The 24,997-nt window shown below is 63.8% G+C and carries 20 protein-coding genes; 13 read left to right on the top strand and 7 right to left on the bottom strand.

The genetic code is table 11. The features are described 5' to 3' along the window. The first annotated feature begins 158 nt into the window (after nucleotides 1-158). A complete protein-coding gene (locus tag PFLCHA0_RS01330) occupies nucleotides 159-1,205 on the top strand; it encodes a GlxA family transcriptional regulator (protein ID WP_011058640.1) in 1,047 nt (348 codons plus the stop codon). A gap of 14 nt (nucleotides 1,206-1,219) precedes the next feature. On the opposite strand, the gene PFLCHA0_RS01325 is transcribed toward PFLCHA0_RS01330, so the two are convergent. Then, nucleotides 1,220-2,815 carry a DHA2 family efflux MFS transporter permease subunit gene (locus PFLCHA0_RS01325; protein ID WP_015633755.1) on the bottom strand — a complete coding sequence of 532 codons (1,596 nt, stop codon included), beginning with the start codon at nucleotides 2,813-2,815 and terminating at the stop codon, nucleotides 1,220-1,222. 77 nt (nucleotides 2,816-2,892) lie between these two features. Here PFLCHA0_RS01325 and PFLCHA0_RS01320 point away from each other — a divergent pair, with 77 nt between their 5' ends. Beyond that, nucleotides 2,893-4,080 (top strand): HlyD family secretion protein, encoded by a 1,188-nt coding sequence (locus PFLCHA0_RS01320; protein WP_011058638.1) that lies wholly within the window; start codon nucleotides 2,893-2,895, stop codon nucleotides 4,078-4,080. 95 nt (nucleotides 4,081-4,175) lie between these two features. Here the strand turns inward: PFLCHA0_RS01320 and mgrA are convergent, their stop codons facing one another. The 3 genes from mgrA to PFLCHA0_RS01305 form a co-directional block, all read right to left on the bottom strand. After that, nucleotides 4,176-5,213, bottom strand: coding sequence for an L-glyceraldehyde 3-phosphate reductase (mgrA, locus tag PFLCHA0_RS01315; RefSeq protein ID WP_015633754.1), 1,038 nt, complete (start codon nucleotides 5,211-5,213; stop codon nucleotides 4,176-4,178). Nucleotides 5,214-5,362: 149 nt separating this feature from the next. After that, nucleotides 5,363-6,691 carry an LLM class flavin-dependent oxidoreductase gene (locus PFLCHA0_RS01310; protein ID WP_015633753.1) on the bottom strand — a complete coding sequence of 443 codons (1,329 nt, stop codon included), beginning with the start codon at nucleotides 6,689-6,691 and terminating at the stop codon, nucleotides 5,363-5,365. A gap of 143 nt (nucleotides 6,692-6,834) precedes the next feature. Continuing rightward, entirely contained in the window at nucleotides 6,835-9,093 is a 2,259-nt protein-coding gene (locus PFLCHA0_RS01305; protein WP_015633752.1) for a TonB-dependent receptor, read from the bottom strand. A gap of 205 nt (nucleotides 9,094-9,298) precedes the next feature. Between PFLCHA0_RS01305 and PFLCHA0_RS01300 the strand changes: the two genes are divergently transcribed. Continuing rightward, on the top strand, nucleotides 9,299-10,345 hold the full coding sequence (locus tag PFLCHA0_RS01300) for a LacI family DNA-binding transcriptional regulator (RefSeq protein ID WP_015633751.1): 1,047 nt from the start codon (nucleotides 9,299-9,301) through the stop codon (nucleotides 10,343-10,345). A 158-nt stretch (nucleotides 10,346-10,503) separates the two neighbouring features. Here PFLCHA0_RS01300 and PFLCHA0_RS01295 read toward each other — a convergent pair whose 3' ends face one another. Then, nucleotides 10,504-11,394 carry a LysR family transcriptional regulator gene (locus PFLCHA0_RS01295; protein ID WP_011058633.1) on the bottom strand — a complete coding sequence of 297 codons (891 nt, stop codon included), beginning with the start codon at nucleotides 11,392-11,394 and terminating at the stop codon, nucleotides 10,504-10,506. A 132-nt stretch (nucleotides 11,395-11,526) separates the two neighbouring features. Here PFLCHA0_RS01295 and PFLCHA0_RS01290 point away from each other — a divergent pair, with 132 nt between their 5' ends. Both PFLCHA0_RS01290 and PFLCHA0_RS01285 read left to right on the top strand, forming a co-directional pair. Further along, on the top strand, nucleotides 11,527-12,267 hold the full coding sequence (locus tag PFLCHA0_RS01290) for an SDR family oxidoreductase (protein ID WP_015633748.1): 741 nt from the start codon (nucleotides 11,527-11,529) through the stop codon (nucleotides 12,265-12,267). A 52-nt stretch (nucleotides 12,268-12,319) separates the two neighbouring features. Beyond that, entirely contained in the window at nucleotides 12,320-12,577 is a 258-nt protein-coding gene (locus PFLCHA0_RS01285) for a hypothetical protein (protein WP_015633747.1), read from the top strand. Between the two features lie 9 nt (nucleotides 12,578-12,586). On the opposite strand, the gene betT is transcribed toward PFLCHA0_RS01285, so the two are convergent. After that, complete coding sequence (gene betT, locus PFLCHA0_RS01280; protein WP_161466434.1) at nucleotides 12,587-14,548, bottom strand: choline transporter BetT; 1,962 nt, start codon at nucleotides 14,546-14,548, stop codon at nucleotides 12,587-12,589. Between the two features lie 370 nt (nucleotides 14,549-14,918). After that, nucleotides 14,919-15,845 (bottom strand): serine O-acetyltransferase EpsC, encoded by a 927-nt coding sequence (epsC, locus tag PFLCHA0_RS01275; RefSeq protein ID WP_011058630.1) that lies wholly within the window; start codon nucleotides 15,843-15,845, stop codon nucleotides 14,919-14,921. Nucleotides 15,846-16,034: 189 nt separating this feature from the next. Here epsC and PFLCHA0_RS01270 point away from each other — a divergent pair, with 189 nt between their 5' ends. From PFLCHA0_RS01270 to PFLCHA0_RS01235, 8 genes are all read left to right on the top strand, one after another. Next, the gene (locus tag PFLCHA0_RS01270; protein ID WP_011058629.1) at nucleotides 16,035-17,030 is read left to right on the top strand and encodes a D-cysteine desulfhydrase; all 996 of its coding nucleotides are present in this window, start codon (nucleotides 16,035-16,037) and stop codon (nucleotides 17,028-17,030) included. Nucleotides 17,031-17,409: 379 nt separating this feature from the next. Beyond that, nucleotides 17,410-18,207, top strand: coding sequence for a cystine ABC transporter substrate-binding protein (gene tcyJ / locus PFLCHA0_RS01265; protein ID WP_011058628.1), 798 nt, complete (start codon nucleotides 17,410-17,412; stop codon nucleotides 18,205-18,207). Further along, nucleotides 18,207-18,872 carry a cystine ABC transporter permease gene (tcyL, locus tag PFLCHA0_RS01260; RefSeq protein ID WP_015633746.1) on the top strand — a complete coding sequence of 222 codons (666 nt, stop codon included), beginning with the start codon at nucleotides 18,207-18,209 and terminating at the stop codon, nucleotides 18,870-18,872. The genes tcyJ and tcyL overlap by 1 nt, the downstream gene beginning before the upstream one ends. A 4-nt stretch (nucleotides 18,873-18,876) precedes the next feature. Then, nucleotides 18,877-19,638 (top strand): L-cystine ABC transporter ATP-binding protein TcyN, encoded by a 762-nt coding sequence (gene tcyN / locus PFLCHA0_RS01255; protein WP_015633745.1) that lies wholly within the window; start codon nucleotides 18,877-18,879, stop codon nucleotides 19,636-19,638. A 589-nt stretch (nucleotides 19,639-20,227) separates the two neighbouring features. Beyond that, the gene (locus tag PFLCHA0_RS01250; protein WP_015633743.1) at nucleotides 20,228-21,469 is read left to right on the top strand and encodes an SfnB family sulfur acquisition oxidoreductase; all 1,242 of its coding nucleotides are present in this window, start codon (nucleotides 20,228-20,230) and stop codon (nucleotides 21,467-21,469) included. Nucleotides 21,470-21,508: 39 nt separating this feature from the next. Next, nucleotides 21,509-22,708 (top strand): SfnB family sulfur acquisition oxidoreductase, encoded by a 1,200-nt coding sequence (locus PFLCHA0_RS01245; RefSeq protein ID WP_015633742.1) that lies wholly within the window; start codon nucleotides 21,509-21,511, stop codon nucleotides 22,706-22,708. After that, nucleotides 22,708-24,075, top strand: coding sequence for an LLM class flavin-dependent oxidoreductase (locus tag PFLCHA0_RS01240; protein WP_015633741.1), 1,368 nt, complete (start codon nucleotides 22,708-22,710; stop codon nucleotides 24,073-24,075). The genes PFLCHA0_RS01245 and PFLCHA0_RS01240 overlap by 1 nt, the downstream gene beginning before the upstream one ends. Nucleotides 24,076-24,187: 112 nt before the next feature. Then, a complete protein-coding gene (locus tag PFLCHA0_RS01235; protein ID WP_015633740.1) occupies nucleotides 24,188-24,997 on the top strand; it encodes a MetQ/NlpA family ABC transporter substrate-binding protein in 810 nt (269 codons plus the stop codon).

The following is a 24,997-nucleotide window of genomic DNA, read 5'->3' as shown; positions in this document are numbered from 1 at the left end:
TGACAGAGCAACGCATTCACTTGATGAATGCATATTTTTTTATGTCCCACAGGGAATAGCGTGGGCAGGAAAGTGAAATCTGGATGCGTTGAGAAGTCTGCCACCAGCTTGTATATTTTGCTAATGCACAAATGGACACTTACAGGGAGAAAATGGACATGGATGTGCTCACGCTTATTGCGCTGGAAGGTGCCATGGGATCGAGTGTCGCGATCACCCTGGATGTGCTGCGAACAGCTAACCAGGTCGCCGAAGTCATGGGCCGGCCAACCATCACCTGGAAGATTATCGGCAGCAGCGAATCGGTTCGCATGCGCAACGGCATGCGCCTGGATGCCCAGCCACTGGACAAGGTCCAGGCCATCGAAGGCAGCATGCTGGTGATCCCTGGACTGGGGCTGGAGAACACCCAGGAGCTGGATTTCTTTGGCTGTCGCCGGGAAAAAAGGCTGCCTGGGCTCAGCCTGTCCAGCGAACTGATCACCCGGCTCGGGCACGCCGATATCCGCAAGCTCAGCCAGCTGGTGCATGACCATCACCGCCGCGGGCAGCAGACGGCGGCGTCCTGTTCAGCAGTTTTCGTCCTGGGTGAGGCGGGGGTTCTGGAGGGGCATACGGTCACCACTCATTGGCAACTGTATGAAACTTTCAAAGAGCGTTATCCCGAAGCGATACTCGACACAAAACGCATGCTTATTCATGACGGAAATATGATTACAGCAGGCGCAGGCATGTCGCAAATGGATCTAATGCTCTACATATTGCGTAATAAGATGGGCAATCAGATTGCTGAATTGACCATGCGTTATCTGTTGATAGATGGTCGACCGGCGCAATATCACTACATGGCCTTGTCCAACTTGCAAACGGAAAACCGTGAAGTTTTGTTAATGGAGAAGTTCATCGAGGATTGCCTGCCCAACGTTCCACCACTGAGCACCATTGCCGAACATTTGCGTATAACCGAGAAGACCTTATCCCGCAGAATTCGTAGCGCCACGGGAAAGCCGCCCATGGCCTTCATTCAGAAAGTTCGCCTGCAACATGTTCAAAGCTTATTGGAAACCACCAATATGAGCATTGAAGAAGTTGCTTTCAAAGTGGGCTATGCCGATTCCACCGCTCTACGCCGCCTGATGTGGAAAAACATGGGCTGCACCCCCAGCCAGTTGCGCAAGACCCGCTCCGGGCCGCCGATCATCTAGGCCCCGGCTGCTTATCACTTCTCCTCCTCGGCTGCGCCTGGCGCGGCCGGGGGCACCTTGCACAACGGCACCAGCAACAACGCCACCACGAACATCATCGCCATCAGGCGGAACACATCGCCAAAGGCCAGGGTCAGCGCTTCACGCCCCACCAGGCGGCCGAGAATGCCCTGAGCCATCAGGAAAGCGTGGCTGGCATCCGGTGTATCGGCGGCAATCTTCAGCGCCAGTTGGCCCATGAGTTCCTGGGCGGCGACAGCCTTGCTCCCCAGCGACTCGGACAGGCGCAGGACCTGAGTCCGGGCATCGTCCTGCAGCCAGGTGTTGACCGTAGCAATACCAATGGCGCCGCCCAGGTTGCGCATCAGGTTGAACAGCCCGGAGGCCTGGCGCAGTTCAACCCCCTGGAACGAACTCAAGGCCATGTTCACGCTCGGCACGATGCACAGCATCAGGAACAGCCCACGCGCCACCTGCGGCACCAGCAACTCATCGAATCCCCAGTTGGAGGTGACCCGGGAAGTCAGCCACAGGCTCAGCGCCAGGCCGAGGAAACCCACCGAGATGATCAGGCGCCGATCAACTTTTTCCGAGGCCCGGGCAGCAATAATCGTACTGACCAACTGCCCGATGCCCACGACAAAAACCGTGGTGCCGATTTCCAGGCTATCGAAGCCACGCACCCGGCCAAGAAACACCGGCACCAGGTAGGTCGACGAATAAAGGCCAAAACCGATCACCAGGTTCAGCAGGCAGGCAATGGAAAAGGTACGGTCGCGAAACGGCACCAGGGACACGATCGGGTTGTTCGAATACAACGAGCGCTCGATGAACAAACCAAAGGACACAAGGGACACCCAGGCCGCGATGATGATCCCGGTATCGCTGAACCAGTCCTTGCGCGGTCCCTCCTCCAGCACGTATTCAAAACACCCCAGGGCCAGCGCCATGGCGACGAAATGCAGCCAGTCGATACGCCGCAGCATGGACAGGTCCGGGCGATCCACATCGATCAGCAACGCCGCGCCGATGCAGATCACCAGCCCCGGCAGCACGTTGATGAAGAAGATCCAGCGCCAGTCCAGGTAGAAGGTCACCAGGCCGCCCACCGTGGGGCCCAGGGTCGGTGCCAGCACCGCGGTCATGCCAAGGATTGCCGGGACCATCGCCCGCTGCTTGCCTTCGAACAATACGAACCCCACAGCGAATACCGTGGGCACCATCGCCCCGCCGGCAAAGCCTTGCAGGGCCCGCAGCACGATCATCGACTCGATGTTCCAGGCCATCCCGCAACCCACGCTGAACAGGGTAAAGAACGCCGCGCTGGCAGCGAACAGCCAGCGGGTGGAAATCGCCTGGGCAAGAAACGCCGAGAAGGGAATCATGATCAGTTCGGCAATCAGATAGGCGGTCTGCACCCAGCTCACTTCATCAGGGCCGGCACTGAGCCCGGCCTGCACGTCGTTGAGCGAGGCCGCCACGATCTGGATGTCGATCAGCGCCATGAACATGCCGAAAGCCATGATCGTGAAGACCAGAAACTTGCGCTTGGTGGACTGTTGGCCGGGCTGGGCACCCGCTTCGGAGAGGTCAGTTGCGCTTGTCGTCACGGTAGGTACTTCCCTGTAGTATTGCGACCGACATGTGAATATTATGATCGTAATTCAAAACAGCATGGAGCTTCAACATGGAGCAGAGCACCCAGACTCAGAACGCCATCCTGCAAGCCGCCCAAGAGTCCGAGAAGCCGCGCAAGCGTTCCAAGCGCCCGCTGATCGCCGGCGCTATCGCCCTGACATTGGTAGCAGTCGGGGTTGGCTGGGTGCTGATGGCGCCGTCGACGCAGGCCACGGACGATGCCTACATCGCCGCCGATGCGACCTCCGTCGCGCCGCGGGTCCATGGCCTGGTGACAGAGGTGCTGGTCAAGGATCACCAGAACGTCACCGCCGGGCAGCCCCTGGTGCGCATCAACAGCGAAGAGTTCGACAGCCGGGTATCCCTGGCCGAAGGCGATCTGGCGGACAACCAGGCCCAGGTCGCCCTGGCCGAGGCCGCGCTGACCATCCAGGACGCCGAGCAGCGCCTGGCCAGTGCCCGCGTGCAGGCGGCGCGCACCTCGATCCGCACCAACCAGGCCGAATCCAAGCGTGCCGGTGCGGAGCGCAATCGCTTCGATACCCTGGTCACCACCGGCGCCGTGGCGCGCAACGAGGTGGAGAAATACAGCACCCAGGCCATCTCCGCCGAACAAGGCCTGGCCTACGCCCAGGCCATGTTGCAAGTGGCGGAGAACGACCTTGCGGTCACCACCGCGCAACGGCAACGCCTGCAAGCGCAATTGCAGATGGCCAAGGCCAAGGTGGTAACCGCCAAGGCGCGGCTGGAACTGGCCCAGCAGGACCTGCGCCACACCACCATCTATGCACCGATGGACGGCACCGTCGGCAATCGGCAGATCCAGGTTGGCGATTACGTGCAACCGGGTTCGCGCCTGCTGACCCTGGTGCCGCTGCATGACCTCTATGTACTGGCCAACTTCAAGGAGACCCAGACCCAGCACATGTACCCGGGGCAATCGACGCAGATCAAGATCGATGCCCTGCCAGGCGTCAGCATCACCGGCACCGTGGAAAGCCTGGCTCCGGGTTCAGGCTCGACCTTTGCCCTGCTGCCCTTCGAACCGGGCACCGGCAACTTCACCAAGATCGTCCAGCGGGTGCCGGTGCGCATTCGCTTCGACGCCAACCAGTCCGGCCTCGAACGCCTGCGGCCGGGCCTGTCGGTGACCGCCAAGGTCGACCTCGATGATCCCCAGGACCGCACTGTGGCCGGCAATCCGTCCTCCTTGAAAGTCAGCAGCACGACCAGGTAACGACGCCTGCCGCCCCGCTCCAGGCGGCAAAGCCAACAGCCCCCGGCAGATCGCTCTGCCGGGGGCTGTTTTATCGGTGCAGGGGCAGACTTACCTCACTCTGCCGTCGAAGGTTTTTCCCACAGGTTGATGCGCCCTTCTTTGGCGAAATGATCGATTTCCGCCAGTTCCTCGACACTGAAGCTCAGGTTCTGCAACGCCCCGACGTTCTCGATGATCTGCTCCGGCCGGCTGGCACCGATCAGCGCCGAGGTCACCCGCGGGTCGCGCAGGGTCCAGGCCAGGGCCAGTTGCGCCAGGCTCTGGCCGCGGTTCTTGGCGATCTCGTTGAGCGCGCGGACATGGGCGATATTGGCCTCCGACAAGTGCGAAGCCTGCAACGAGCCGCCCCCAGGACGATTGACCCGCGCATCCTCGGGAATGCCATTGAGGTACTTGTCGGTAAGCAGGCCCTGGGCCAGCGGCGTAAAGGCGATGACCCCGGCGCCGAGTTCCTCGGTGGTGTCCAGCAGGTCCTTCTCGACCCAGCGGTTGAGCATGTTGTAGGCCGGTTGATGGATCAGCAGCGGCACCTTCCACTCCTTGAGCAACGCGGCGATTTCCCGGGTCTTGGCCCCCGAATAGGAAGAAATACCGATATACAGCGCCTTGCCCTGCTGCACGGCGGTGGCCAGGGCGCTGGCGGTTTCCTCCAGCGGCGTATCCGGGTCGAAGCGGTGGGAATAGAAGATATCCACATAGTCCAGGCCCAGGCGCTGCAGGCTCTGGTCGAGGCTGGCCAGCACGTACTTGCGCGAACCGCCGCCCTGGCCGTAAGGCCCGGGCCACATGTCCCAACCGGCCTTGCTGGAGATGATCAATTCATCGCGATAGGACTTGAAGTCTTCACGCAGCAGGCGGCCGAAGTTGATTTCGGCGCTGCCGTAGGGCGGGCCGTAGTTGTTGGCCAGGTCGAAGTGGTTGATCCCCAGGTCGAAGGCGGTGCGCAGCAGGGCACGCTGGGTGTCGATCGGCGTGCTGTCGCCAAAGTTGTGCCACAGCCCCAGGGACAGCGCCGGCAGTACCAGGCCACTGCGGCCGACACGGCGATAGGGGATGGAGTCGTAGCGGTTTTCAGCAGCTATGTAAGTCATCGAATCCTCTCTGAGTCAGGTCTTTCCAAAACGACTAACGTCGATCAAAGCGCCCCACGGTAGGAGCCGGCTTGCCGGCCAAAGGCCCGCAAGCCTTGGCCACCACGAGCGCCTTCGCTGGCAAGCCGGTCCCTGCGCCAGCCGCGTTGTCACACAAACTGATTTTTCGGTCGCGCCAACCCCAGGTTTTCCCGCAGGGTTCGGCCCTCGTATTCAGTTCTGAACAGCCCGCGCCGCTGCAGTTCCGGAATCACCCCGCCGGCAAAGTCCCGTAGCCCACCAGGGAGATGTGGCACCAGCACATTGAAACCATCGGCCGCGCCCTCCTCGAACCAGGCTTGCAGTTCGTCGGCTATCTGCCCGGGCGTACCGATCAGGCTGTAGTGCCCACGGCCACCGGCAATCCTGCGCCCCAGCTGGGCCAGGGTCAGGTTGTCCTTGCCGGCCAGCTCGGTGAGCAATTGCTGGCGGCTCTGCTGGCCGCTCTCGGTCAGTGGCAGCGCCGGCAACGGTGCATCCAGCAGGTAGCCGGACAAGTCGAAGTTGCCCAGCATCCTCCCCAACAGGGCCACGCCCACTTCGGGCTCCACCAGGTCCTGGAAGGCTTCGAACTTTTCCCGGGCCTGACTTTCGCTGTCCCCCACCACCACGAATACCCCAGGCATGATTTTCAGGGATTGCGTACTACGATCGTACTGCTTCAGGCGTCCTTTCAGGTCGGCATAGAAGGCCTGCGCGGCGGCCATGGAAGGCTGGGCAGTGAATACCACTTCGGCGGTCTGGGCCGCCAGCTCACGACCGCTCTCGGAAGAACCGGCCTGGACGATCACCGGGTATCCCTGGGGTGGGCGCGCCACATTCAATGGTCCTTTGACCTGGAAGAATTCACCGCGATAGTCCAGTAAATGCTGCTTGTCTGGGTCGAAATACTCGCCACTGGCCTTGTCGCGGACAAAGGCGTCGTCCTCCCAGCTGTCCCAGAGCCCGGTGACCACCCGATGGAACTCCCGGGCCCTGCGATAACGTTCCGCGTGCCCAAAATGTTCCTCCCGACCGAAATTCCGCGCTTCGGCGGCATTGTCGGAAGTCACCAGGTTCCACCCCGCCCGACCACCTGAAAGATGGTCCAGCGACGCGAATTTACGTGCTACGTGGTACGGTACGTTATAGCTCGTAGTGCTAGTGGCAATTAGCCCTATCCGCTCGGTCACGGCCGCCAGGGCCGCCAGTAACGTCAAGGGTTCGAAGTAATCGGAGCGGGCCATGCGGCTGGCGATGGGGCCGGTAGGGGCTGCCAGGCTGTCGGCGACGAACAGTGCATCGAAGCGCGCGGCTTCGGCGATCTGCGCCAGTTCTTTATAGACGGCAAAATCCAGCCCTGCCTGGGCCGGAACATCCGGATGACGCCAGGCGGCAACGTGGTGACCGGTGGCCATGAGAAAGGCGCCGAGCTTGAGCTGGCGAGTGGAACGGGACATGGATCACTCCTTGTTTCATGCTGCAAAAAGGGCACCGCCAAAGCCCGCTGTAGGAGCTGGCTTGCCAGCGAAAGCGCCCACAAGACCTGCTCCCAGTTCGCCAACCCATTCGCCGGCAAGCCGGCTCCTACAACGGCAGGGCATCAGAAATCCTTGCGCAACTGCACGCCGAAATAACGTTCGTCATCCCGGGGCACGGCGCGGTAGATGTAGTTGCCGCCACTGGCCAGCAAGGGCGAATAGGACTTGTCGGCAAGGTTCTTGCCCAGCAATGCTACGCGCCAGCCATCGTTGTAGTCGGCCAGGGCAATGCTGGCGTTCCAGATGCCGTAGGCGCCCTGCCGGGTGTCGAGGTTCTGGCTGATGTCGTACTGCACTTCGCTTTGCCAGCTGTAGTCAGTGCCCAACTCGATATCCAGGCCGTTATCCAGGGGAATGCTGTAGTCGGCGCGCACGTAGCTTTTCCAGTCCGGGCTGAAAGGCAACGGCTTGCCGTTGACGTTGCACGAAGCCGCCGCGCCCGCCGGGCAGGCGAATTCGTCGATGCGCGCCCGGGTGTAGGCCAGGGCCCCGGAGAACTTCAGTTGCTGGGTGGCCTGCAGGGCGTAATCCAGTTCCACGCCCTCGCTGCTGACGCTCCCGGCATTGATCAGGCGGGTCACTACCTGCCCGGCCACGGTGTCGAAGAAGTTGGCCTGGTAGTTGTCGTATTCGCTGTGAAACACCGCGAGGTTGGTGGTCAGCCGGTTGTTCCAGCTGCTGGCCTTGATCCCCACCTCCCAGGTGTTGGAGGTTTCGGGTTTCAGTGCTTGGGTGTCCCGCGGCTGCATGTTGAAGAACACGTTGTAGGCCGGGCCCTTGTAGCCCCGGGAATAGGTCAGGTAGCTGGTGACCGTGGCGCTGAGGTCATATTGCAGGCCCAGGCGCCCGGACCAGCCATCCTCGTCCACCGAGCCGGAACTCTGGGTGCCCGGCTGGATACCGCTGATCGTGGTCGCCGAAGTCGAGACCCGGCGGTGATCGTACTTCAGGTCATCATGGGTCCAGCGCAGGCCGGCGATGCCACGAAAGTCCTCGGTGAAATTCAGGGTGCTCTCGCCAAATACCGCGTAGCTGTCGTTGGTGGTGCTGTAGTCGGCAATGCCCCGGTTGGCGCCGGTGGTCGTGGTCAGGGTGCGCTGATAGGTTTCTTCATCCTTGCCGTGCATGTAGAACAGGCCGCCGACGTACTCCAGGAACTGCCCCTTGGGCGATGCCAGGCGCAGCTCCTGCGAGTACTGGTTGTAGTCCAGGTCACCCTTGTCGGCGGTCCCGGGGAACGCCGCAGTGACCGTGCCAAGACGGTCGCCGTCCTGGTACTGGGTATTGTTCCAGCCGCGCCAGGCGGTGATCGAGGTCAGGGTGTAGTCGCCCAGGCTCCAGTCCAGCTGGCCGGAAAGGCCCTTGTTGATATCGTCCACATGGGTACGGGTGTCGGTGTTGATGTCCCGGTTGTCGCTGCTGGCGCGCACGGGGTTCAGGGCATTGGCAAAGGCAGGTGTCAGGGCCTTGCTCACCACCCCGTTGGGGGCGTCATCATGGGATTGCATGTAGTCCGCCGCGAAGGTGAACTTGAGGTCCTCGCTGGGGGTGAACTCCAGCTTGCCGCGCACGCCCTTGCGGTTGTAGCCGTTGACCTCCTGGCCGTTGTGGCGGTTATCCACATTGCCGTCGTAACTGCCGAACAAGGTGGTGAGCGAGCCCTTGAGGGTGTCGGGAATCAGGCTGCCGCCAATGCCGAAACGGGTGCGGCTTTCATTGCCGCTGTAGTAGGCCTGGTCGATGTAGCCATGAGTCTCGGCCGTAGGCGCCTTGGTGATGACATTCAGCACCCCGGCCGAGGCGTTCTTGCCGAACAGGGTGCCCTGGGGCCCGCGCAGGACTTCGATCCGTTCCAGATCCAGCAGGTCCAGGGTGGCCTGGCCGGGGCGGCCGTAGACCACGCCGTCGATCACCGTCGCCACCGTGGGCTCCACCCCCGGTGAGGTGGAAATGGTGCCCACGCCACGGATGAACAGCGAGGTGTCCTTGTTCGAGGCACCCGTGCGGAAGTTCAGCGATGGCACCTGCTGCACGATGCTTGCAACGCCGTTGCGGTTATCCCGCTCCAGTTGCTCGCCCTCCACCACCGAGACCGCCACCGGGACTTTCTGCAGCGATTCCTCGCGGCGGGTGGCGGTGACGGTCACCGACTTCAGGGTCGGTTCCTGATCCTGTGCGCTGGCGCCGCTGCCAGCGGCATAAGCCGCCGGCAGCGGCAAGGCGGCCAGCCCCGCCAACAACCAGCCCAGATGGGGTCGCAATGGCGTGGCACCACGGATCGACTGCGTGAGACTGTGCTGTTCCCCAAGAAAGTTCTGCATGCTGCACCTGCTGAAAAATGCCCCGAACCGCTGCCGATCTGTGCCGGCAGCGCCTGAAAACTGTCTTGGGCATTCGCTCGAGCGAGTAGCAGACATGGCGCTTTGTTAGCGCTAACATCGCCAGTATCGACAGGCTCTTGATAGAGCGTCCAATACTGAAAAATTACTTTTATATGCCTTTTTGTTCAGACAAAGGAATGCGCTCATGAGCTCTGACCAAGCGCCTGGCCGCAAGCGCCGCGGCGCCGGCCGCGTAACCCTGAACACCGTGGCGCGCCAGGCCGGGGTGTCGGCGATCACCGTTTCGCGCTATTTCAACCAGCCCGACAGTGTTTCCCCCGAGCGCCGTGAACGCATCGCCGCGGTGGTCGCCGAACTCGGCTATGTACCGAACCTGGTGGCCGGCGGGCTGGCCTCGGCCCGCGGGCGGATTGTCGCCATGGTCATCCCGAACATTTCCGGGCCGATTTTCGCCCAGACCATCCAGGGTTTCAGCGACACCCTCAGCCGCCATGGCTACCAACTGCTGCTGGCTTCCAGCTACTTCGACGCAAGGCAGGAGGAGAGCGCGGTAAGGGCCTTTCTCGGCTGGTCGCCGGCAGCCCTGGTACTGACCAGCCACTTCCATAGCCCGGGCACGGAAAAGATGCTCGCCGACACCGAGATCCCGGTGATCGAAACCTGGGACTACCAGCCCCAGCGCCAACCGCTGCAGATCGGCTTTTCGCACTTTCAGGTAGGGGTCACGGCCGCTCGTCACCTGCACGCCAAAGGCTACCGGCGCATCGCCTTCGTGCAGAACAGCGCCCCGGGAGACTTCAGTGCCCTGGAGCGGCGCGACGGCTATCTGGCAACGCTGGCCGAGTTGGGGCTGGCGCCCCGGGTGTTTGCCCCGGATGCCGACCGCGCGCCCTTCGAGGCCGGCAAACAGGCCATGGAAGCGCTGATGGGCAGCCTTGAACGCCCCGACGCGATCATCTTCGCCAACGACAACCTGGCGGCCGGCGGCCTGCTGGCGGGGCAACGAGCCGGGCTGAAGATCCCCGAGGAATGTGCGGTGCTGGGCTTTGGCGACTACCCCTTTGCGCAGATGCTGCTGCCCAGCCTGAGCACCATCCAGCCACCGGCGCTTCAGATCGGCGTACTGGCCGCGACCCGGGTGCTGGAGAGCCTGGGAGTGCTGCCAGTGGCCGGCACGGTGCAACGCCTGAACCTGCTGCAATGCCAGCTGATCGAGCGCGAAAGCAGTTGAGCCCACCGCCCCTCAGGCAGAGAGCTCGCGCAGCGGCCCATAGCTCCACCCTGCAGGAGCCGGCTTGCCGGGGAACAGGCCATCAGGTCCGGCATCGCTCTCGCGGCCGCCTTCGCTGGCGGCCCATAGCTCCTGCGCATGGCGTGCCAGCGGGGGCGTCAATGCGCCTCGGTAAACACCTGCGCCAGCCAGTCGACAAACACCCGCACCCGCGGCGACATGTGCCGGCTGTGGGGGTAGACCACCGACACCGGCATTGCCGGGGGCGGCGTGTGACAGAGAATCTCGCGCATCGATCCCTGCTCGATCTGCCGCGCCACGTGATAACGCGGACACTGGATGATCCCCAGCCCCGCCAGGGCCGAGGCGCCGTAGATCTGCGCACCGAACACCGACAAGGCGCCATCGATGGCCACTTCGCGCACCTGCCCCTCGACCAGGAACTCGAAGGGGAACGAGCGGGTGGCGGTACGCGAAACGTAGTTCACCGCCCGATGCGCGCCGAGTTCGTCCAGGCTCTGCGGTTCGCCGTATCGCGCCAGGTAGGCGGGGCTGGCGCAGGTCACCTGCTGCAGGTTCGCCACCCGCCGGGCAATCAGCGAGGAGCCTTCCAGGTTGCCGGCACGCAGCACGCAGTCCACGCCCTCGGCGACCAGGTCGACAAAGTGGTCGGCCTCGCTGATGGCAAGTTCGATCTGTGGATAACGTTGCATGAACTCCCCCAGCCGCGGGATCACGAAGTGCTTGGCCAGGGTGCCGTGCATGTCCACCCGCAAGCGCCCATGGGGCTCCACAGTGCGAAACGCCAGTTCAGCCTCTTCCAGCTCCGCCAGCAGTTGCACGCAACGGGGGTAATAGGCCTGGCCATCCAGAGTCGGGCGTACCCGGCGGGTGCTGCGCTCCAGCAGCCGGGTGCCGAGCCAGGCCTCGAACTGGTTGAGGGTGTGGGTCAGGGTCGCCCGGGGCAGGTTCAGGTCATCGGCGGCTAGAGTGAAGCTGCTGCGCTCGTAGATCCTTACGAACACTTTCATCCCTTTGACTTGGTCCACAGGTGGCTCCAGAAGCTCGATTGTTGGCGAATATTGAACAGTCAAGGCAACTCTGGCGCATTTATCCAGCACGGTAAATCCGTGAACCTGTTGCCCAGACAAGCCGTTCAACCTCCGTGAAGGACTGACCCCATGACCGCTCAAGCCGCAAAAGTCGCCATTGTCACCGGAGCCTCCCGAGGCATAGGCGCAGTGATCGCCCGCCAGTTGGCCAAGGAGGGTTACGCCGTGGCGATCAACTACGCCAGCAGCAGCGAGGAAGCTTCCCGGCTGGTGGTGGAACTGCGCCAGGCCGGGCACCGGGCCATAGCGGTCAAGGCCGACGTGGCCAGCGCCAGCGATGTGCGCCGGCTGTTCGAAGAGACCGAGACCCAACTGGGCAAGGTCGATGTGCTGATCAACAACGCCGGCATCCTCAAGGTGCTGCCCCTGGCCGAGCACAGCGACGAGCTCTATGAGCAGACCTTCGCCATCAACACTCGCGGTACCTTCAACACCCTGCGCGAAGCCGCCGGGCGCCTGAATGACGGCGGCCGTATCGTCAATTTCTCCAGCAGCACCGTCGGCCTCAACCTGCCGGGCTACGCGGTGTACATCGCCAGCAAGGCGGCGGTGGAATCCCTGACCCAGGTGTTTGCCAAGGAGCTGCGCGGGCGCCAGATCACGGTCAATGCCGTGGCGCCGGGGCCGGTGGCCACCGAACTGTTCCTCAAGGACAAGACTGCCGAGCAGGTGGCCAGCTTCGCCAGGATGCCGCCCCTGGAACGCCTGGGGCAGCCTGAGGATATCGCCTGCATCATCAGCTTCCTGGCGAGCCCGGCGGCGGCCTGGGTCAACGGGCAGATCCTGCGGGCCAATGGCGGGCTGGTTTGACGCCTATGCTCGATACATGCGCCGGCACACCGGCTCCCGGGGAGTACCCATCATGCACACCACCATCATCATCACCTTTGGCCTGATCCTGCTGGCACTGGTGCTGTTTATCGGCGAGCGGCTGGGTTTCAGCCGCCAGACCCTGGGCTATGGCTTCTCGGGGCTGTGGCTGGCGTTGACGGTCATCAACGGTGCGGTGGGCATGGTCACCGCCCACCAGCCCCTGCGTTCGGAGCTGGCGGTCGGCAGCCTGGTGTTTGCCGTGCCGGTGCTGGCCCTGGTGTTCTACCTGTTGCTCACCAAGGCCTGAGCGAACGGCTCAGCGCACCAGATGCAGGAACTGCATATGGCGTTCGTACTGGTCGAGGATGTCGTTGATGATCTGTTCCTTGGTGTAGCCCATCAGGTCGTAATCCTGACTGCCCTCGGCCAGGTGCACCTCGGCCCGGTAGTAACGGCGGTTGCGCAGCTCCTTGGGCCCCATGCCGCCACGGGCGAAGGACGGGGTGAAGTAACCGCGCATCTGCACCTGGTAGATGAACGGGTGCTGGTCGCCATGACCGATTTCCAGGCTCACGCTGTCGTTGGCCGGGTCGGGCTGGGTCACCACGTTCAAGCCCTTCTCGACGAACACCGCGGTCACCTCTTCGATGGCCGGGCGCACTGTCTGGTCGAGGAAGCGATACACCTCATCCCGTGACGGGAAATGCACCGCCTGGCTCAGGCGCTGGCGCCAGCCGCCCTTGCCCCGCCGCGAAGGCGCAACCGGCGCCAGGGAATGCAACTGGGCGATGCGCCGCTGGGATTCCAGGTAGAACGCCTTGTGCAGCCCCCACATCATCAACAGCAGGATCAGCGAGAACGGCAGCGAGGTCAGCACCACCGCCGACTTCAGCGAGTCGATACTGCCGGCGAACAACAGCGCACTGGTGACCAGGGCGGTCATCGCGCCCCAGAACACCCGCAGCCATTTCGGTCCGTCTTCATCGGCGTTGCCGCCCTTGGCCGACAGGGTCGAGAGCACCACGGTGCCGGAATCCGCCGAGGTGACGAAGAACACGAAGCTGATGAACACCGTGACCGCAATCACGGTCTTGCTCCAGGGGTAGGTTTCCAGCAGCAGGTAGAGGGTCATCGACGGGTTGTCGATAGCCGACATGCCCAGGGCGCTCATACCGTGGTTGAGCACCTGGTCGATGGCGCTGTTACCGAAGATCGACATCCACGCCAGGGTAAAGCCCAGGGGAATCAGCAGTACGCCGAACACGAACTCGCGGATGGTCCGGCCCCGGGAAATCCGCGCGATGAACAGGCCCACGAACGGCGACCATGCAATCCACCAGGCCCAGTAGAACACCGTCCAGCCGCCCAGCCAGTCGCTGGGCTTGTTGTAGGCGTAGACGTCGAAGCTCTTGGTGGGCAAGGCGCCCAGGTAGTCGCCCAGGTTCTGGATCAGGGTGTTGAGCAGGTGCTGGGTGGGCCCGGCGAACAGCACGAACAGCAGCAGCGCCACCGCCAGCAGCATGTTGATGTCGGACATCACCCGCACGCCCTTGTCGACCCCGGACACCGCGACAATGATCGCCGCGCCCATCATCAGGGTGATCAGGCCAACCTGGATCCACTGGGTGTGGGCGATGCCGAACAGGTAGTCGAGGCCGGAGTTCAGGTGCAGTACGCCAAAGCCCATGTCGGCGCCCAGGCCGAACACCGTGGCGATGATGCCGAAGCCATCCACCGCGTAGCCGATAGGGCCGTTGATGCGCTTGCCGATCAGCGGGTACAGCGCCGAACGCAGGGCCAGCGGCAGGTTGTGCCGGTAGGCGAAGTACGCCAGGGCCATGCCGACGAAGGCGAACACGCCCCACCCGTGCAGGCCCCAGTGCAGGAACAGCAGCTGCATGCCCTGGCGCGCCGCCTCGGCGGTGCCGGCCTCGCCCTGGGGCGGTTGCAGCATGTGGGTCAGGGGCTCGGAAACGCAGAAGAAGAACAGCGTGATGCTGATCCCGGCGGCGAACAGCATGCCGGCCCAGGACAGGTAACTGAACTCGGGTTCGTCGTGGTCGGCACCGAGCTTGATCTTGCCGTAGCCGGACAAGGCGGTGACCACCACGAAGACCAGGTACAGGGTCATCGCCAGCATGTAGTACCAGCCGACCGTATTGGCCGCCCAGTTTTGCGCCGCCAGCAGCCAGGCGCCGGCCTGTTCCGGCATGGAAATGACCACCACGCCGAAGATCAGGATAAAGCTCGCGGCGAAGTAGAACACCGGAGGGTTCATGCGAATCAGAGCATTCGCGGAGGTGGATGGTGCACTCATGAACGGTGCACCTCGAAGGGATGAAACATGGCTGAAATAGACGGACTCAGCAAAGGCAAGCCTCCTGTTGTGAGCGGGCAGCGAACCACCGGTTTAACTTGAACAAGCGTTCAAGTTAAACATGGATAGGGGGCTCAGGACTAATCGCAGGGCTCAGCGGTACCTTTTGTACGCTAGCTCAGGGAAGGGTATGACGTGTGTCGAACGCAATCGTTCAGCAGAAAAAGCCCCTTGCCGGGCCGGCCTCTCTCCCGTAGGAGCCGGCTTGCCGGCGAAGAGGCCCGCAAGCCCTGCATCGCCCTCAGGGACGCCTTCGCTGGCAAGCCAGCGCCTACTTCTGCGAGCCGTCGTCGTGCTGCAGGTTGGCCTGGGTCAGGTTGCAGCCGGCCGGCACGCTGCGGGTCAGCCAGACGTTGCCGCCAATGGTCGAGCCCTTGCCGATGGTAATGCGCCCCAGGATGGTCGCGCCGGCGTAGATCACCACGTCGTCCTCGACGATCGGGTGGCGCGGGTGGCCCTTCTGCAACTGGCCGTCCTCGTCCGCCGGGAAGCGCTTGGCGCCCAGGGTCACCGCCTGATAGATGCGCACCCGCTCGCCGATGATCGCGGTCTCGCCGATCACCACGCCGGTACCGTGGTCGATGAAGAAGCTGCGGCCGATCTGCGCACCCGGGTGGATGTCGATGCCGGTGGCCGAGTGGGCGATTTCCGAGCTGATCCGCGCCAACAGCGGCAGGCCGGCGCGATACAGATGGTGCGCCAGGCGGTGGTGGATCACCGCCAGGATGCCGGGGTAGCACAGCAGCACCTCATCCACGCTGCGGGCCGCAGGGTCGCCGTGATAGGCCGCCAGCACATCGGTGTCCAGCAGCACCCGCAGGCCGGGCAGGGCCAGGGCGAAATCCTGGATCAGGCGGATCGCCCGGGCGTTGACTTCAGCATCGGCCTCGCCGCTCTGCCGGGCCACATAGCGCAGCTCCAGGCGCGCCTGGGCCAGCAAGGCGTTGAGCGCCGCGTCCAGGGTGTGGCCCACGTAGAAATCCTCGCTCTCTTCGCGCAGGTCCACCGGCCCCAGGCGCATGGGAAACAGGGCACCGCACAGGGCCTCGAGGATTTCCGCCATGGCCGCCCGCGACGGCAGCTCACGCCCGCCCTGCTCGCCGCTGACCCGACCGTTGCGGGTACGCCACTGGTCACGGGCATCACGCAGTTGGCCAACGATGGTCTGCAATTGCCAATGGCTGGAACGCTCGCTCACGATAAGACTCCTTACTCGGGCGGCCGGACAATCGGGCCGCGCAAACGGCGATCACTTTACGCCCGGCGACGGCGGCGCTTAAGAACTAATTGTCTGGCTTCAAGCACTTTTTCGCATAAGCGATTGGCGGTTGCCCGGGCAAAAAGGGCTGCCTATAGTCCTTGCACCTTCCCTGTTCCGTGCGGCCCCATGATCAAACAACAGCTCGCCCGCTTTAACCGTCTCGACCTGCTCAGGTCTACCACCGCCCTGGAAAAACTCGAACGCCTGTCGGCCTGGATCGGTCGCGATGTCTACGTCAAGCGTGACGACAGCACCCCCCTGGCCATGGGCGGCAACAAGCTGCGCAAGCTCGAATACCTGGCCGCCGATGCCCTGGCCCAGGGCGCCGACACCCTGATCACCGCCGGTGCCATCCAGTCCAACCATGTGCGCCAGACCGCAGCCCTGGCCGCCAAGTTGGGGCTGGGCTGCGTGGCCCTGCTGGAAAACCCCACCGGCACCCAAGACCCCAACTACCTGGGCAATGGCAACCGCCTGCTGCTGGACCTGTTCGACGCCAAGGTGGAGCTGGTGGAAAACCTCGACCAGGCCGACGAGCAACTGCACGCCCTGGCCGCGCGCCTGCGCAGCAACGGCAAGAAACCCTACCTGGTGCCCATCGGCGGCTCCAACGCCCTGGGGGCCCTGGGCTACGTGCGCGCCGGCCTGGAGCTGGCGCAGCAGATCGAAGACAGCGGCCTGGAGTTTGCCGCCGTGGTCCTGGCCTCCGGCAGCGCCGGCACCCACAGCGGCCTGGCCCTGGCCTTGAGCGAAGTGCTGCCGCAACTGCCGGTGATCGGGGTCACCGTGTCGCGCAGCGAAGAAGACCAGCGGCCCAAGGTCCAGGGCCTGGCCGAGCGCACCGCTGAGTTGCTGGGAGTGAAGCTGCCCGACGCTTTCAACGTGCAGTTGTGGGACGAGTACTTCGCCCCGCGCTACGGTGAACCCAATGCCGGGACGCTGGCGGCGGTCAAGCTGCTGGCCAGCCAGGAAGGCCTGTTGCTGGACCCGGTATACACCGGCAAGGCCATGGCCGGTCTGCTGGACGGGGTCGGCCGCCAGCGCTTCGACGATGGCCCGCTGATTTTCCTGCACACCGGCGGCGCCCCGGCCCTGTTCGCCTACGCCGGCGCCTTCTCGTAGCAGCGCGAGCCTTGCATCGCCCTCGACGCCGCCTTCGCTGGCAAGCCAGCTCCTGCGGGGTCAGGGCAATGGAGTTCTTTGTAGGAGCCGGCTTGCCGGCAAAGAGGCCCACGAGCCTTGCATCGCCCTCGATGCCGCCTTTTCTGGCAAGCCAGCTCCTACGGAAGGATGGTGCGAGGAGAGCCAAACAAAAAGGAATAACAAAGTAAATTTATATTATTTTTAAACCTATAAATGCCGTCTTATAGTCGCGCCGCAGGCCCAATTGCCACGAGACGCGCCACGCGCATTTAAGGCAGGATAAAGCACAGTTCGCGCCTCATCGATTGACCTGCAACTCCACCCGCATCGTGCATAAGAAAACACACAGGGGCTTGTCATGAATTTTTCCGTACTGCGTCGCAATCTGCTGATTGGCACACTGGGCCTGGCCTTGGGTGCCGGACTGATGGGGCAAGCGGTTGCCGGCGAGCAACTGCAGAAAATCAAGGATGCCGGAGTCATCAACGTCGGCCTGGAAGGCACCTACCCACCGTTCAGCTATGTGGACGAAAACGGCAAGCTGACCGGCTTCGAGGTGGAATTCTCCGAAGCCCTGGCGAACAAGCTCGGGGTCAAGGTCAAGCTGCAGCCGACCAAGTGGGACGGCATTCTCGCCGCCCTGGAGTCCAAGCGCCTGGACGCCGTGGTGAACCAGGTGACCATCTCTGAAGAGCGCAAGAAAAAGTACGATTTCTCCATCCCCTATACCGTCTCCGGCATCCAGGCCCTGACCCAGAAGAAGGACGAAGGCAAGTTCAAGACCGCCGCCGACCTGGGTGGGCACAAGGTCGGCGTGGGCCTGGGCACCAACTACGAGCAGTGGCTCAAGGACAACGTGCCCACCGCCATCATCAAGACCTACGACGACGATCCGACCAAGTACCAGGACCTGCGCGTAGGCCGTATCGAAGCCATCCTGGTGGACCGCCTGGCGGCCTTCGAGCTGATCAAGAAAACCAAGGACACCCTGGTGGTATCCGGCGAGCCCTTCTCCCGCCAGGAAGCCGGCGTGGCCCTGCGCAAGGGCGAACCTGAGCTGCTGGCGGCGGTGAACAAGGCCATTGAGGAACTGCGGGCGGACGGCACGTTGAAAAAACTCTCGGAAAAATACTTCAACGCTGACGTCACCCAATAATGGAAGCAGGCCTGCAACTGGCGCTGGAATCAGCGCCATTTCTTCTCAAAGGCGCGTACTACACGGTCATCCTCAGCCTCGGCGGCATGTTCTTCGGGCTGCTGCTGGGCTTTGGCCTGGCCTTGATGCGCCTGTCGCGCCTGGCCCTGGTGAGCTGGATCGCCCGCATCTACGTGTCGTTCTTTCGCGGCACGCCGCTCTTGGTGCAGCTCTTCGTGATCTATTACGGCCTGCCGCAACTGGGGCTGGAACTGGACCCGCTGCCCGCGGCACTGATCGGTTTCTCCCTGAACATGGCGGCCTATGCCTGTGAAATCCTCAGGGCTGCCATCGGCTCCATCGAGCGTGGCCAATGGGAAGCCGCCGCCAGCATCGGCATGACCCGCGCGCAGACCCTGCGCCGGGCGATCCTGCCCCAAGCCATGCGCACGGCCCTGCCGCCGCTGGGCAACAGCTTCATTTCCCTGGTCAAGGACACGGCCCTGGCCGCCACCATCCAGGTGCCTGAACTGTTCCGCCAGGCGCAGCTGATCACCGCCCGCACCTTCGAAATCTTCACCATGTATCTTGCCGCCGCCCTGATCTACTGGATTCTCGCCAGCGTGCTCGCGCACCTGCAGAACCGGCTTGAAGAGCGGGTCAATCGGCACGACCAGGAGTCCTGAAGCCATGATCGTGGTGGAAAAACTGACCAAGCAGTTCAAGGGCCAGACGGTGCTCAATGGCATCGACCTGGAGGTCAAGGAAGGCGAAGTGGTCGCCATCATCGGCCCCAGCGGCTCGGGCAAGACCACCTTCCTGCGCTGCCTGAATTTTCTCGAAGAACCCACCAGCGGCCGCATCCGCATCGGTGACATCAGCATCGACAGCGGCATCCCCCTGAGCCATCAGCAGGGCCGGATCCGCCAGTTGCGCCAGCAAGTGGGCTTCGTGTTCCAGAACTTCAACCTGTTCCCCCACCGCACCGCCCTGGAGAACGTCATCGAAGGCCCGCTGGTGGTGAAGAAAACCCCGCGGGAGCAAGCCGTCGCCCTGGGTCGCGCGCTGCTGGCCAAGGTCGGGCTGGCAGGTAAGGAAGATGCCTACCCCAGGCGCCTGTCCGGCGGCCAGCAACAGCGGGTAGCGATCGCCCGGGCCCTGGCCATGGAACCGCGGGTGATCCTGTTCGACGAACCCACCTCGGCCCTGGACCCGGAGCTGGTGGGTGAAGTACTGGCCACCATCCGCAGCCTGGCCGAAGAGAAACGCACCATGGTCATCGTCACCCACGAGATGGGCTTTGCCCGGGACGTGGCCAACCGGGTGATCTTCTTCGACAAGGGGGTGATCGTCGAACAGGGCGAAGCCAAGGCGCTGTTCGCCAACCCCCAGCACGAACGCACCCGACAGTTTCTCAGCAAGTTCCTCGGCGCAAGCCACGCCCCCTTGTAGGAGCCGGCTTGCCGGCGAAGAGGCCCTTGAGCCTTGCACCGCCCTCGCGGACGCATTCGCTGGCAAGCCAGCTCCTACAGCAGATCACGCCCCCTCCCCCGTAGGAGCCGGCTTGCCGGCGAAAAGGCCCTCAAGCCTTGCACCGCCCTCGCGGACGCATTCGCTGGCAAGCCAGCTCCTACAGCAGATCACGCCCCCTCCCCCGTAGGAGCCGGCTTGCCGGCGAAAAGGCCCTCGAGCCTTGCACCGCCCTCGCGGACGCATTCGCTGGCAAGCCAGCTCCTACGTGCAGGTACGGGGTGGTTTGTGGGACATTCGTCGCTAGAACCACAGCCGTGGAAGCACGCTAAGGCCTTGATCCATAACGCCTGCGGGCTTCGATTCAACCCTTCTATTCATATTCCTAAAAGTTAGTTTATTTAATTTTTATACGCGCATAGGGTATATGCACCGGACCACCGGACATTCTTGATTCTGATTTCGCCGCATGACGCGGCCTATCCAAAAGATGTGAGGTAGGTATGGTCCGGAACACAATCACCCCAGTGCAGATCGCCAGGGCATTGCGTGCAGCCAAGGAGTGGCACTGATGTCCAGTCTGATCGAAGCCCAGGTCCAGAGTGACCTGGATATCGCTCCCCTTTTGCTGCCCGCTCGGGTTCTGCGCAACGACGCCGAAGCCCTTCAGGCTGCCCATGAATTGGCCGACGCGGCCCGCCAGCAGGCCGCCCAGCGCGACCGCCAGCGCAAGCTGCCCTGGGCGCAGATCGAACAATTCACCCGCAGCGGCCTGGGCAGTATTTCCGTGCCCCGCGCCTACGGCGGGCCACAGGTTTCCTTCGTCACCCTGGCCGAAGTCTTCGCCATCATTTCCGCGGCCGACCCGGCCCTGGGGCAGATCCCGCAGAACCAGTTCGGCATCCTCGGCCTGATTCTCGGCTGCGGCACCGAGCGGCAGAAGAAACAGCTGCTGCAGAGCGTCCTGGAAGGCTGGCGCATCGGCAATGCCGGCCCGGAACGCGGCACCAAGAACACCCTGGAACTCAAGGCACGGATCACCGCCGACGCCGACGGCCACGTGATCAATGGCCAGAAGTTCTACTCCACCGGCGCCCTGTTCGCCCACTGGGTGGCGGTCAAGGCGCTCAACGAGGAAGGCCGCCAGGTGCTGGCCTTCGTCCGTCGTGGCACCCCGGGGCTGCGCATCGTCGACGACTGGTCGGGCTTCGGCCAGCGCACCACCGCCAGCGGCACCATCCTGCTCAACGATGTGCGGGTGGACGCCGAGCTGGTGCTGGACAACTGGCGGATCAACGAAACACCGAATATCCAGGGCGCGGTATCCCAGCTGATCCAGGCCGCCATTGACGCCGGCATCGCCCGGGAAGCCGTGGCCGACGCCATCCGTTTCGTTCGTGAACGAGCACGCCCGTGGATCGATGCCAACGTCGAGCGGGCCGGCGATGACCTGTATGTGATCGCCGACATCGGCAAGCTGCAGATCGAACTGCACGCCGCCGAAGCCCTGCTGCGCAAGGCCGGGCAGGTGCTGGACCAGGTCAGCGCGGCGCCGATCACTGCCGAGTCCGCGGCCCGCGCCTCCATCGCCGTGGCCGAAACCAAGGTGCTGACCACCGAGATCTCGCTGCTGGCCAGTGAAAAGCTCTTCGAGCTGGCTGGCAGCCGCGCCACCCTCGCCGAATTCAACCTCGACCGTCACTGGCGCAACGCCCGGGTGCACACCCTGCACGACCCGGTGCGCTGGAAGTACCACGCCGTGGGCACCTATCACCTGAACGGCACCTTGCCTGCCCGGCACTCCTGGATTTAACCGCGCAGAACGCTTTTGACCAGATCTCTGGAGAAACACATGTCTCTTTCCCAACACGTCGCGGTCATTACCAGCGATGAGCAAGCCCTGATTGTCGCCAGCGACCTGGCGGAAGATTTCAAGCGCGACAGCGCCCTGCGCGACCGCGAGCGGCGCCTGCCGCACCCCGAGCTGGAAGCCTTTTCCCGCTCCGGCCTGTGGGGCATCAGCGTGCCCAAGGAATACGGCGGCGCCGGGGTTTCCAACGTCACCCTGGCCAAGGTCATCGCCCTGATCGCCGAAGCCGACGCCTCCCTGGGGCAGATCCCGCAGAACCATTTCTACGCCCTGGAAGTGCTGCGGGTGAATGGCAGCGAGCCGCAGAAGCAGCGGCTGTATGCCGAAGTCCTGGCCGGCCGGCGTTTCGGCAACGCCCTGGCCGAGCTGGGCACCAAGACCGCCCACGACCGCACCACCCGCCTGAGCCGCGACAGCAACGGCCCGGGCTACCGCATCGACGGGCGCAAGTTCTACGCCACCGGCGCCCTCTACGCCCAGCGCATCCCCACCTCGGTGGTGGATGAACACGGCGTGCAGCAACTGGCCTTCGTCCCCGCCGACGCCCAGGGCCTGGACGTGATCGACGACTGGAGCGGCTTCGGCCAGCGCACCACCGGCAGCGGCTCGGTGCAATTCGACAACGTGTGGGTGGACGAGGCCGACGTGGTGCCGTTCCAGAGCGCCTTCGAGCGCCCGACCCCAGTCGGCCCGCTGGCGCAGATCCTCCACGCCGCCATCGACACCGGCATCGCCCGCGCCGCCTATGAAGACGCCCTGCGCTTTGTGCGCACCAAGACCCGGCCGTGGATCGACTCCGGCAACGACAAGGCCACCGACGACCCGCTGACCATCAAGAGCTTCGGCCACCTGAGCATCCGCCTGCACGCCACCGAGGCCCTGCTGGAGCGCGCCGGGGAATTCCTCGACCGGGCCCAGGCCGACACCAACGCCGACACCGTGGCCGCCGCGTCCATCGCCGTGGCCGAGGTCCGCGCCCTGAGCACGGAAATCTCCCTGGCCGCCGGCAGCACCCTGTTCGAACTGGCGGGCAGCCAGGCGACCCTGGCCGAGCACGGCCTGGACCGCCACTGGCGCAACGCCCGGGTGCACACCCTGCACGACCCGGTGCGCTGGAAGTACCACGCGGTGGGCAACTACTACCTGAACCAGCAGAACCCGCCGCTGCGGGGGACCATCTGATGGCCGCGCCACAAACCACCAAGAAGAAGATCCTGCTCAACGCCTTCAACATGAACTGCGTCGGGCACATCAACCACGGCCTGTGGACCCACCCGCGGGACAACTCGACCCAGTACAAGACCCTCGAGTACTGGACCGAGCTGGCCCAGTTGCTGGAGCGCGGGCTGTTCGACGGGCTGTTCATCGCCGACATCGTCGGGGTCTACGACGTCTACCAGAACTCGGTGGACGTGCCCCTCAAGGAGTCGATCCAGCTGCCGGTGAACGACCCGCTGCTGCTGGTCTCGGCCATGGCCGCGGTCACCAAGAACCTGGGGTTCGGCCTCACCGCCAACCTCACCTACGAGGCGCCCTACCTGTTCGCCCGGCGCCTTTCCACCCTCGACCACCTGAGCCGTGGCCGGGTCGGCTGGAACATCGTCACCGGCTACCTGGACAGCGCCGCCCAGGCCATGGGGCTCAAGGAGCAGATCGAGCACGACCGCCGCTACGACCAGGCCGACGAGTACCTGGAGGTGCTGTACAAACTCTGGGAAGGCAGTTGGGAGGACGACGCGGTCCTCAATGACCGCGAGCAACGCATCTATGCCCAGCCGGAAAAAGTGCACAAGGTCGAGCACCAGGGCGAGTTCTACCAGGTCAGCGGCTACCACCTGTGCGAACCGTCGCCGCAACGCACCCCGGTGCTGTTCCAGGCCGGCAGCTCGGATCGCGGCCTGCTGTTCGCCGGGCGCCACGCCGAGTGCGTGTTCATCAGCGGGCAGAACAAGGCCGCGACCAAGGCCCAGGTGGACAAGGTCCGCGCCAGCGCCGTGGCTGCCGGGCGCAATCCCGAGGACATCAAGGTGTTCATGGGCCTCAACGTGATAGTCGGCGAGACCGAGGAACTGGCCTGGAAGAAGCACGCCGAGTACCGCAGCCACGCCAGCGCAGAGGCCGGGGTGGCGCATTTTTCCGCGTCCACCGGGATCGATTTTTCCCAGTACGAGATCGACGAGCCGATCCAGTACGTGAAGAGCAATGCCATCCAGTCGGCCACCAAGAACCTGCAGAACAACGACTGGACCCGACGCAAGCTGCTGGACCAGCACGCCCTGGGCGGCCGCTACTTCACCGTGGTCGGCTCGCCGCAGCAGGTGGCCGACGACCTGGAATCCTGGATCGCCGAAACCGGCCTGGACGGCTTCAACCTGACCCGCATCGTCACCCCGGAAAGCTACGTCGACTTCATCGACCTGGTCATCCCCGAACTGCAGCGCCGCGGCTCCTACAAGACCGCCTACGACGACGGCACCCTGCGGGAAAAGCTCTTCCGCCAGGGCCGCAAGCTGCCCGAACAACACACCGGCGCGGCCTACCGCCGCTAAACGCTTCGCCGGCAAGCCGGCTCCTGCACACCTCACTGTAGGCGCTGGCTAGCCAGCGAAGAGGCCCGCAACCACACCCCATTCCCTGGCCCCGACTCGGACCCTGACCCCTATGAAAACCAAACGCCTGCGCCACCCGCTCAAAGCCCTGGCCCTCGCCCTCGGCCTGTTCAGCAGCGCCGTCTTCGCCGCCGACGCGCCGCTCAAGGTCGGCACCACCGCCGCCTTCGCCATTCCCCTGGAGGCCGCCGTGGAAGAGGCCGGCAAGCAGGGCCTGAAAGTCGAGCTGGTGGAGTTCACCGATTGGATCGCGCCCAACGTCAGCCTGGCCGCCGGTGACATCGACGTGAACTACTTCCAGCACATCCCGTTCCTGGAAAACGCCAAGGCCGCCGCCGGTTTCGACCTGGTGCCCTTCGCCCCGGGCATCATCAACAACGTCGGCCTGTACTCGAAGAAATACAAAAGCTTCGACGAACTGCCACAAGGCGCCAGCGTGGCCATCGCCAACGACCCGATCAACAGCGGGCGCGGCCTGCAACTGCTGGCCAAGGCCGGGCTGATCACCCTCAAGCCGGGCGTTGGCTACAAGGCCACCGAAGAAGACATCGTCAGCAACCCGAAGAAGATCAAGATCCTCCAGGTCGAAGCCGTGCAACTGGTGCGCGCCTATGACGACGCTGACCTGGTCCAGGGCTACCCGGCCTACATCCGCCTGGCCAAGACCTTCGATGCCGCCTCGGCGCTGCTGTTCGACGGCCTGGACCACAAGGAATACGTGATCCAGTTCGTGATCCAGCCCAAGAGCAAGAACGACCCGCGGCTGATCAAGTTCGTCGATATCTACCAGCACTCGCCTGCCGTTCGCGCCGCTCTGGACAAAGCCCACGGCAAGCTCTACCAAGCCGGCTGGGAAGGTTGA

This window comes from Pseudomonas protegens CHA0, from assembly GCF_000397205.1.
Lineage (GTDB): Bacteria > Pseudomonadota > Gammaproteobacteria > Pseudomonadales > Pseudomonadaceae > Aquipseudomonas > Aquipseudomonas protegens.
This window is presented reverse-complemented; position numbering and strand designations above follow the sequence as displayed.

Coding starts and splice junctions, on each gene's coding strand:
- PFLCHA0_RS01300 (WP_015633751.1), top strand. CDS start 9,299: ATGAGCTCTGACCAAGCGCCTGGCCGCAAGCGCCGCGGCGCCGGCCGC.
- PFLCHA0_RS01245 (WP_015633742.1), top strand. CDS start 21,509: ATGTCTCTTTCCCAACACGTCGCGGTCATTACCAGCGATGAGCAAGCC.
- PFLCHA0_RS01235 (WP_015633740.1), top strand. CDS start 24,188: ATGAAAACCAAACGCCTGCGCCACCCGCTCAAAGCCCTGGCCCTCGCC.
- PFLCHA0_RS01250 (WP_015633743.1), top strand. CDS start 20,228: ATGTCCAGTCTGATCGAAGCCCAGGTCCAGAGTGACCTGGATATCGCT.
- PFLCHA0_RS01270 (WP_011058629.1), top strand. CDS start 16,035: ATGATCAAACAACAGCTCGCCCGCTTTAACCGTCTCGACCTGCTCAGG.
- tcyL (WP_015633746.1), top strand. CDS start 18,207: ATGGAAGCAGGCCTGCAACTGGCGCTGGAATCAGCGCCATTTCTTCTC.
- PFLCHA0_RS01320 (WP_011058638.1), top strand. CDS start 2,893: ATGGAGCAGAGCACCCAGACTCAGAACGCCATCCTGCAAGCCGCCCAA.
- tcyJ (WP_011058628.1), top strand. CDS start 17,410: ATGAATTTTTCCGTACTGCGTCGCAATCTGCTGATTGGCACACTGGGC.
- tcyN (WP_015633745.1), top strand. CDS start 18,877: ATGATCGTGGTGGAAAAACTGACCAAGCAGTTCAAGGGCCAGACGGTG.
- PFLCHA0_RS01285 (WP_015633747.1), top strand. CDS start 12,320: ATGCACACCACCATCATCATCACCTTTGGCCTGATCCTGCTGGCACTG.
- PFLCHA0_RS01290 (WP_015633748.1), top strand. CDS start 11,527: ATGACCGCTCAAGCCGCAAAAGTCGCCATTGTCACCGGAGCCTCCCGA.
- mgrA (WP_015633754.1), bottom strand. CDS start 5,213: ATGACTTACATAGCTGCTGAAAACCGCTACGACTCCATCCCCTATCGC.
- PFLCHA0_RS01305 (WP_015633752.1), bottom strand. CDS start 9,093: ATGCAGAACTTTCTTGGGGAACAGCACAGTCTCACGCAGTCGATCCGT.
- PFLCHA0_RS01240 (WP_015633741.1), top strand. CDS start 22,708: ATGGCCGCGCCACAAACCACCAAGAAGAAGATCCTGCTCAACGCCTTC.
- betT (WP_161466434.1), bottom strand. CDS start 14,548: ATGAACCCTCCGGTGTTCTACTTCGCCGCGAGCTTTATCCTGATCTTC.
- PFLCHA0_RS01330 (WP_011058640.1), top strand. CDS start 159: ATGGATGTGCTCACGCTTATTGCGCTGGAAGGTGCCATGGGATCGAGT.
- PFLCHA0_RS01310 (WP_015633753.1), bottom strand. CDS start 6,691: ATGTCCCGTTCCACTCGCCAGCTCAAGCTCGGCGCCTTTCTCATGGCC.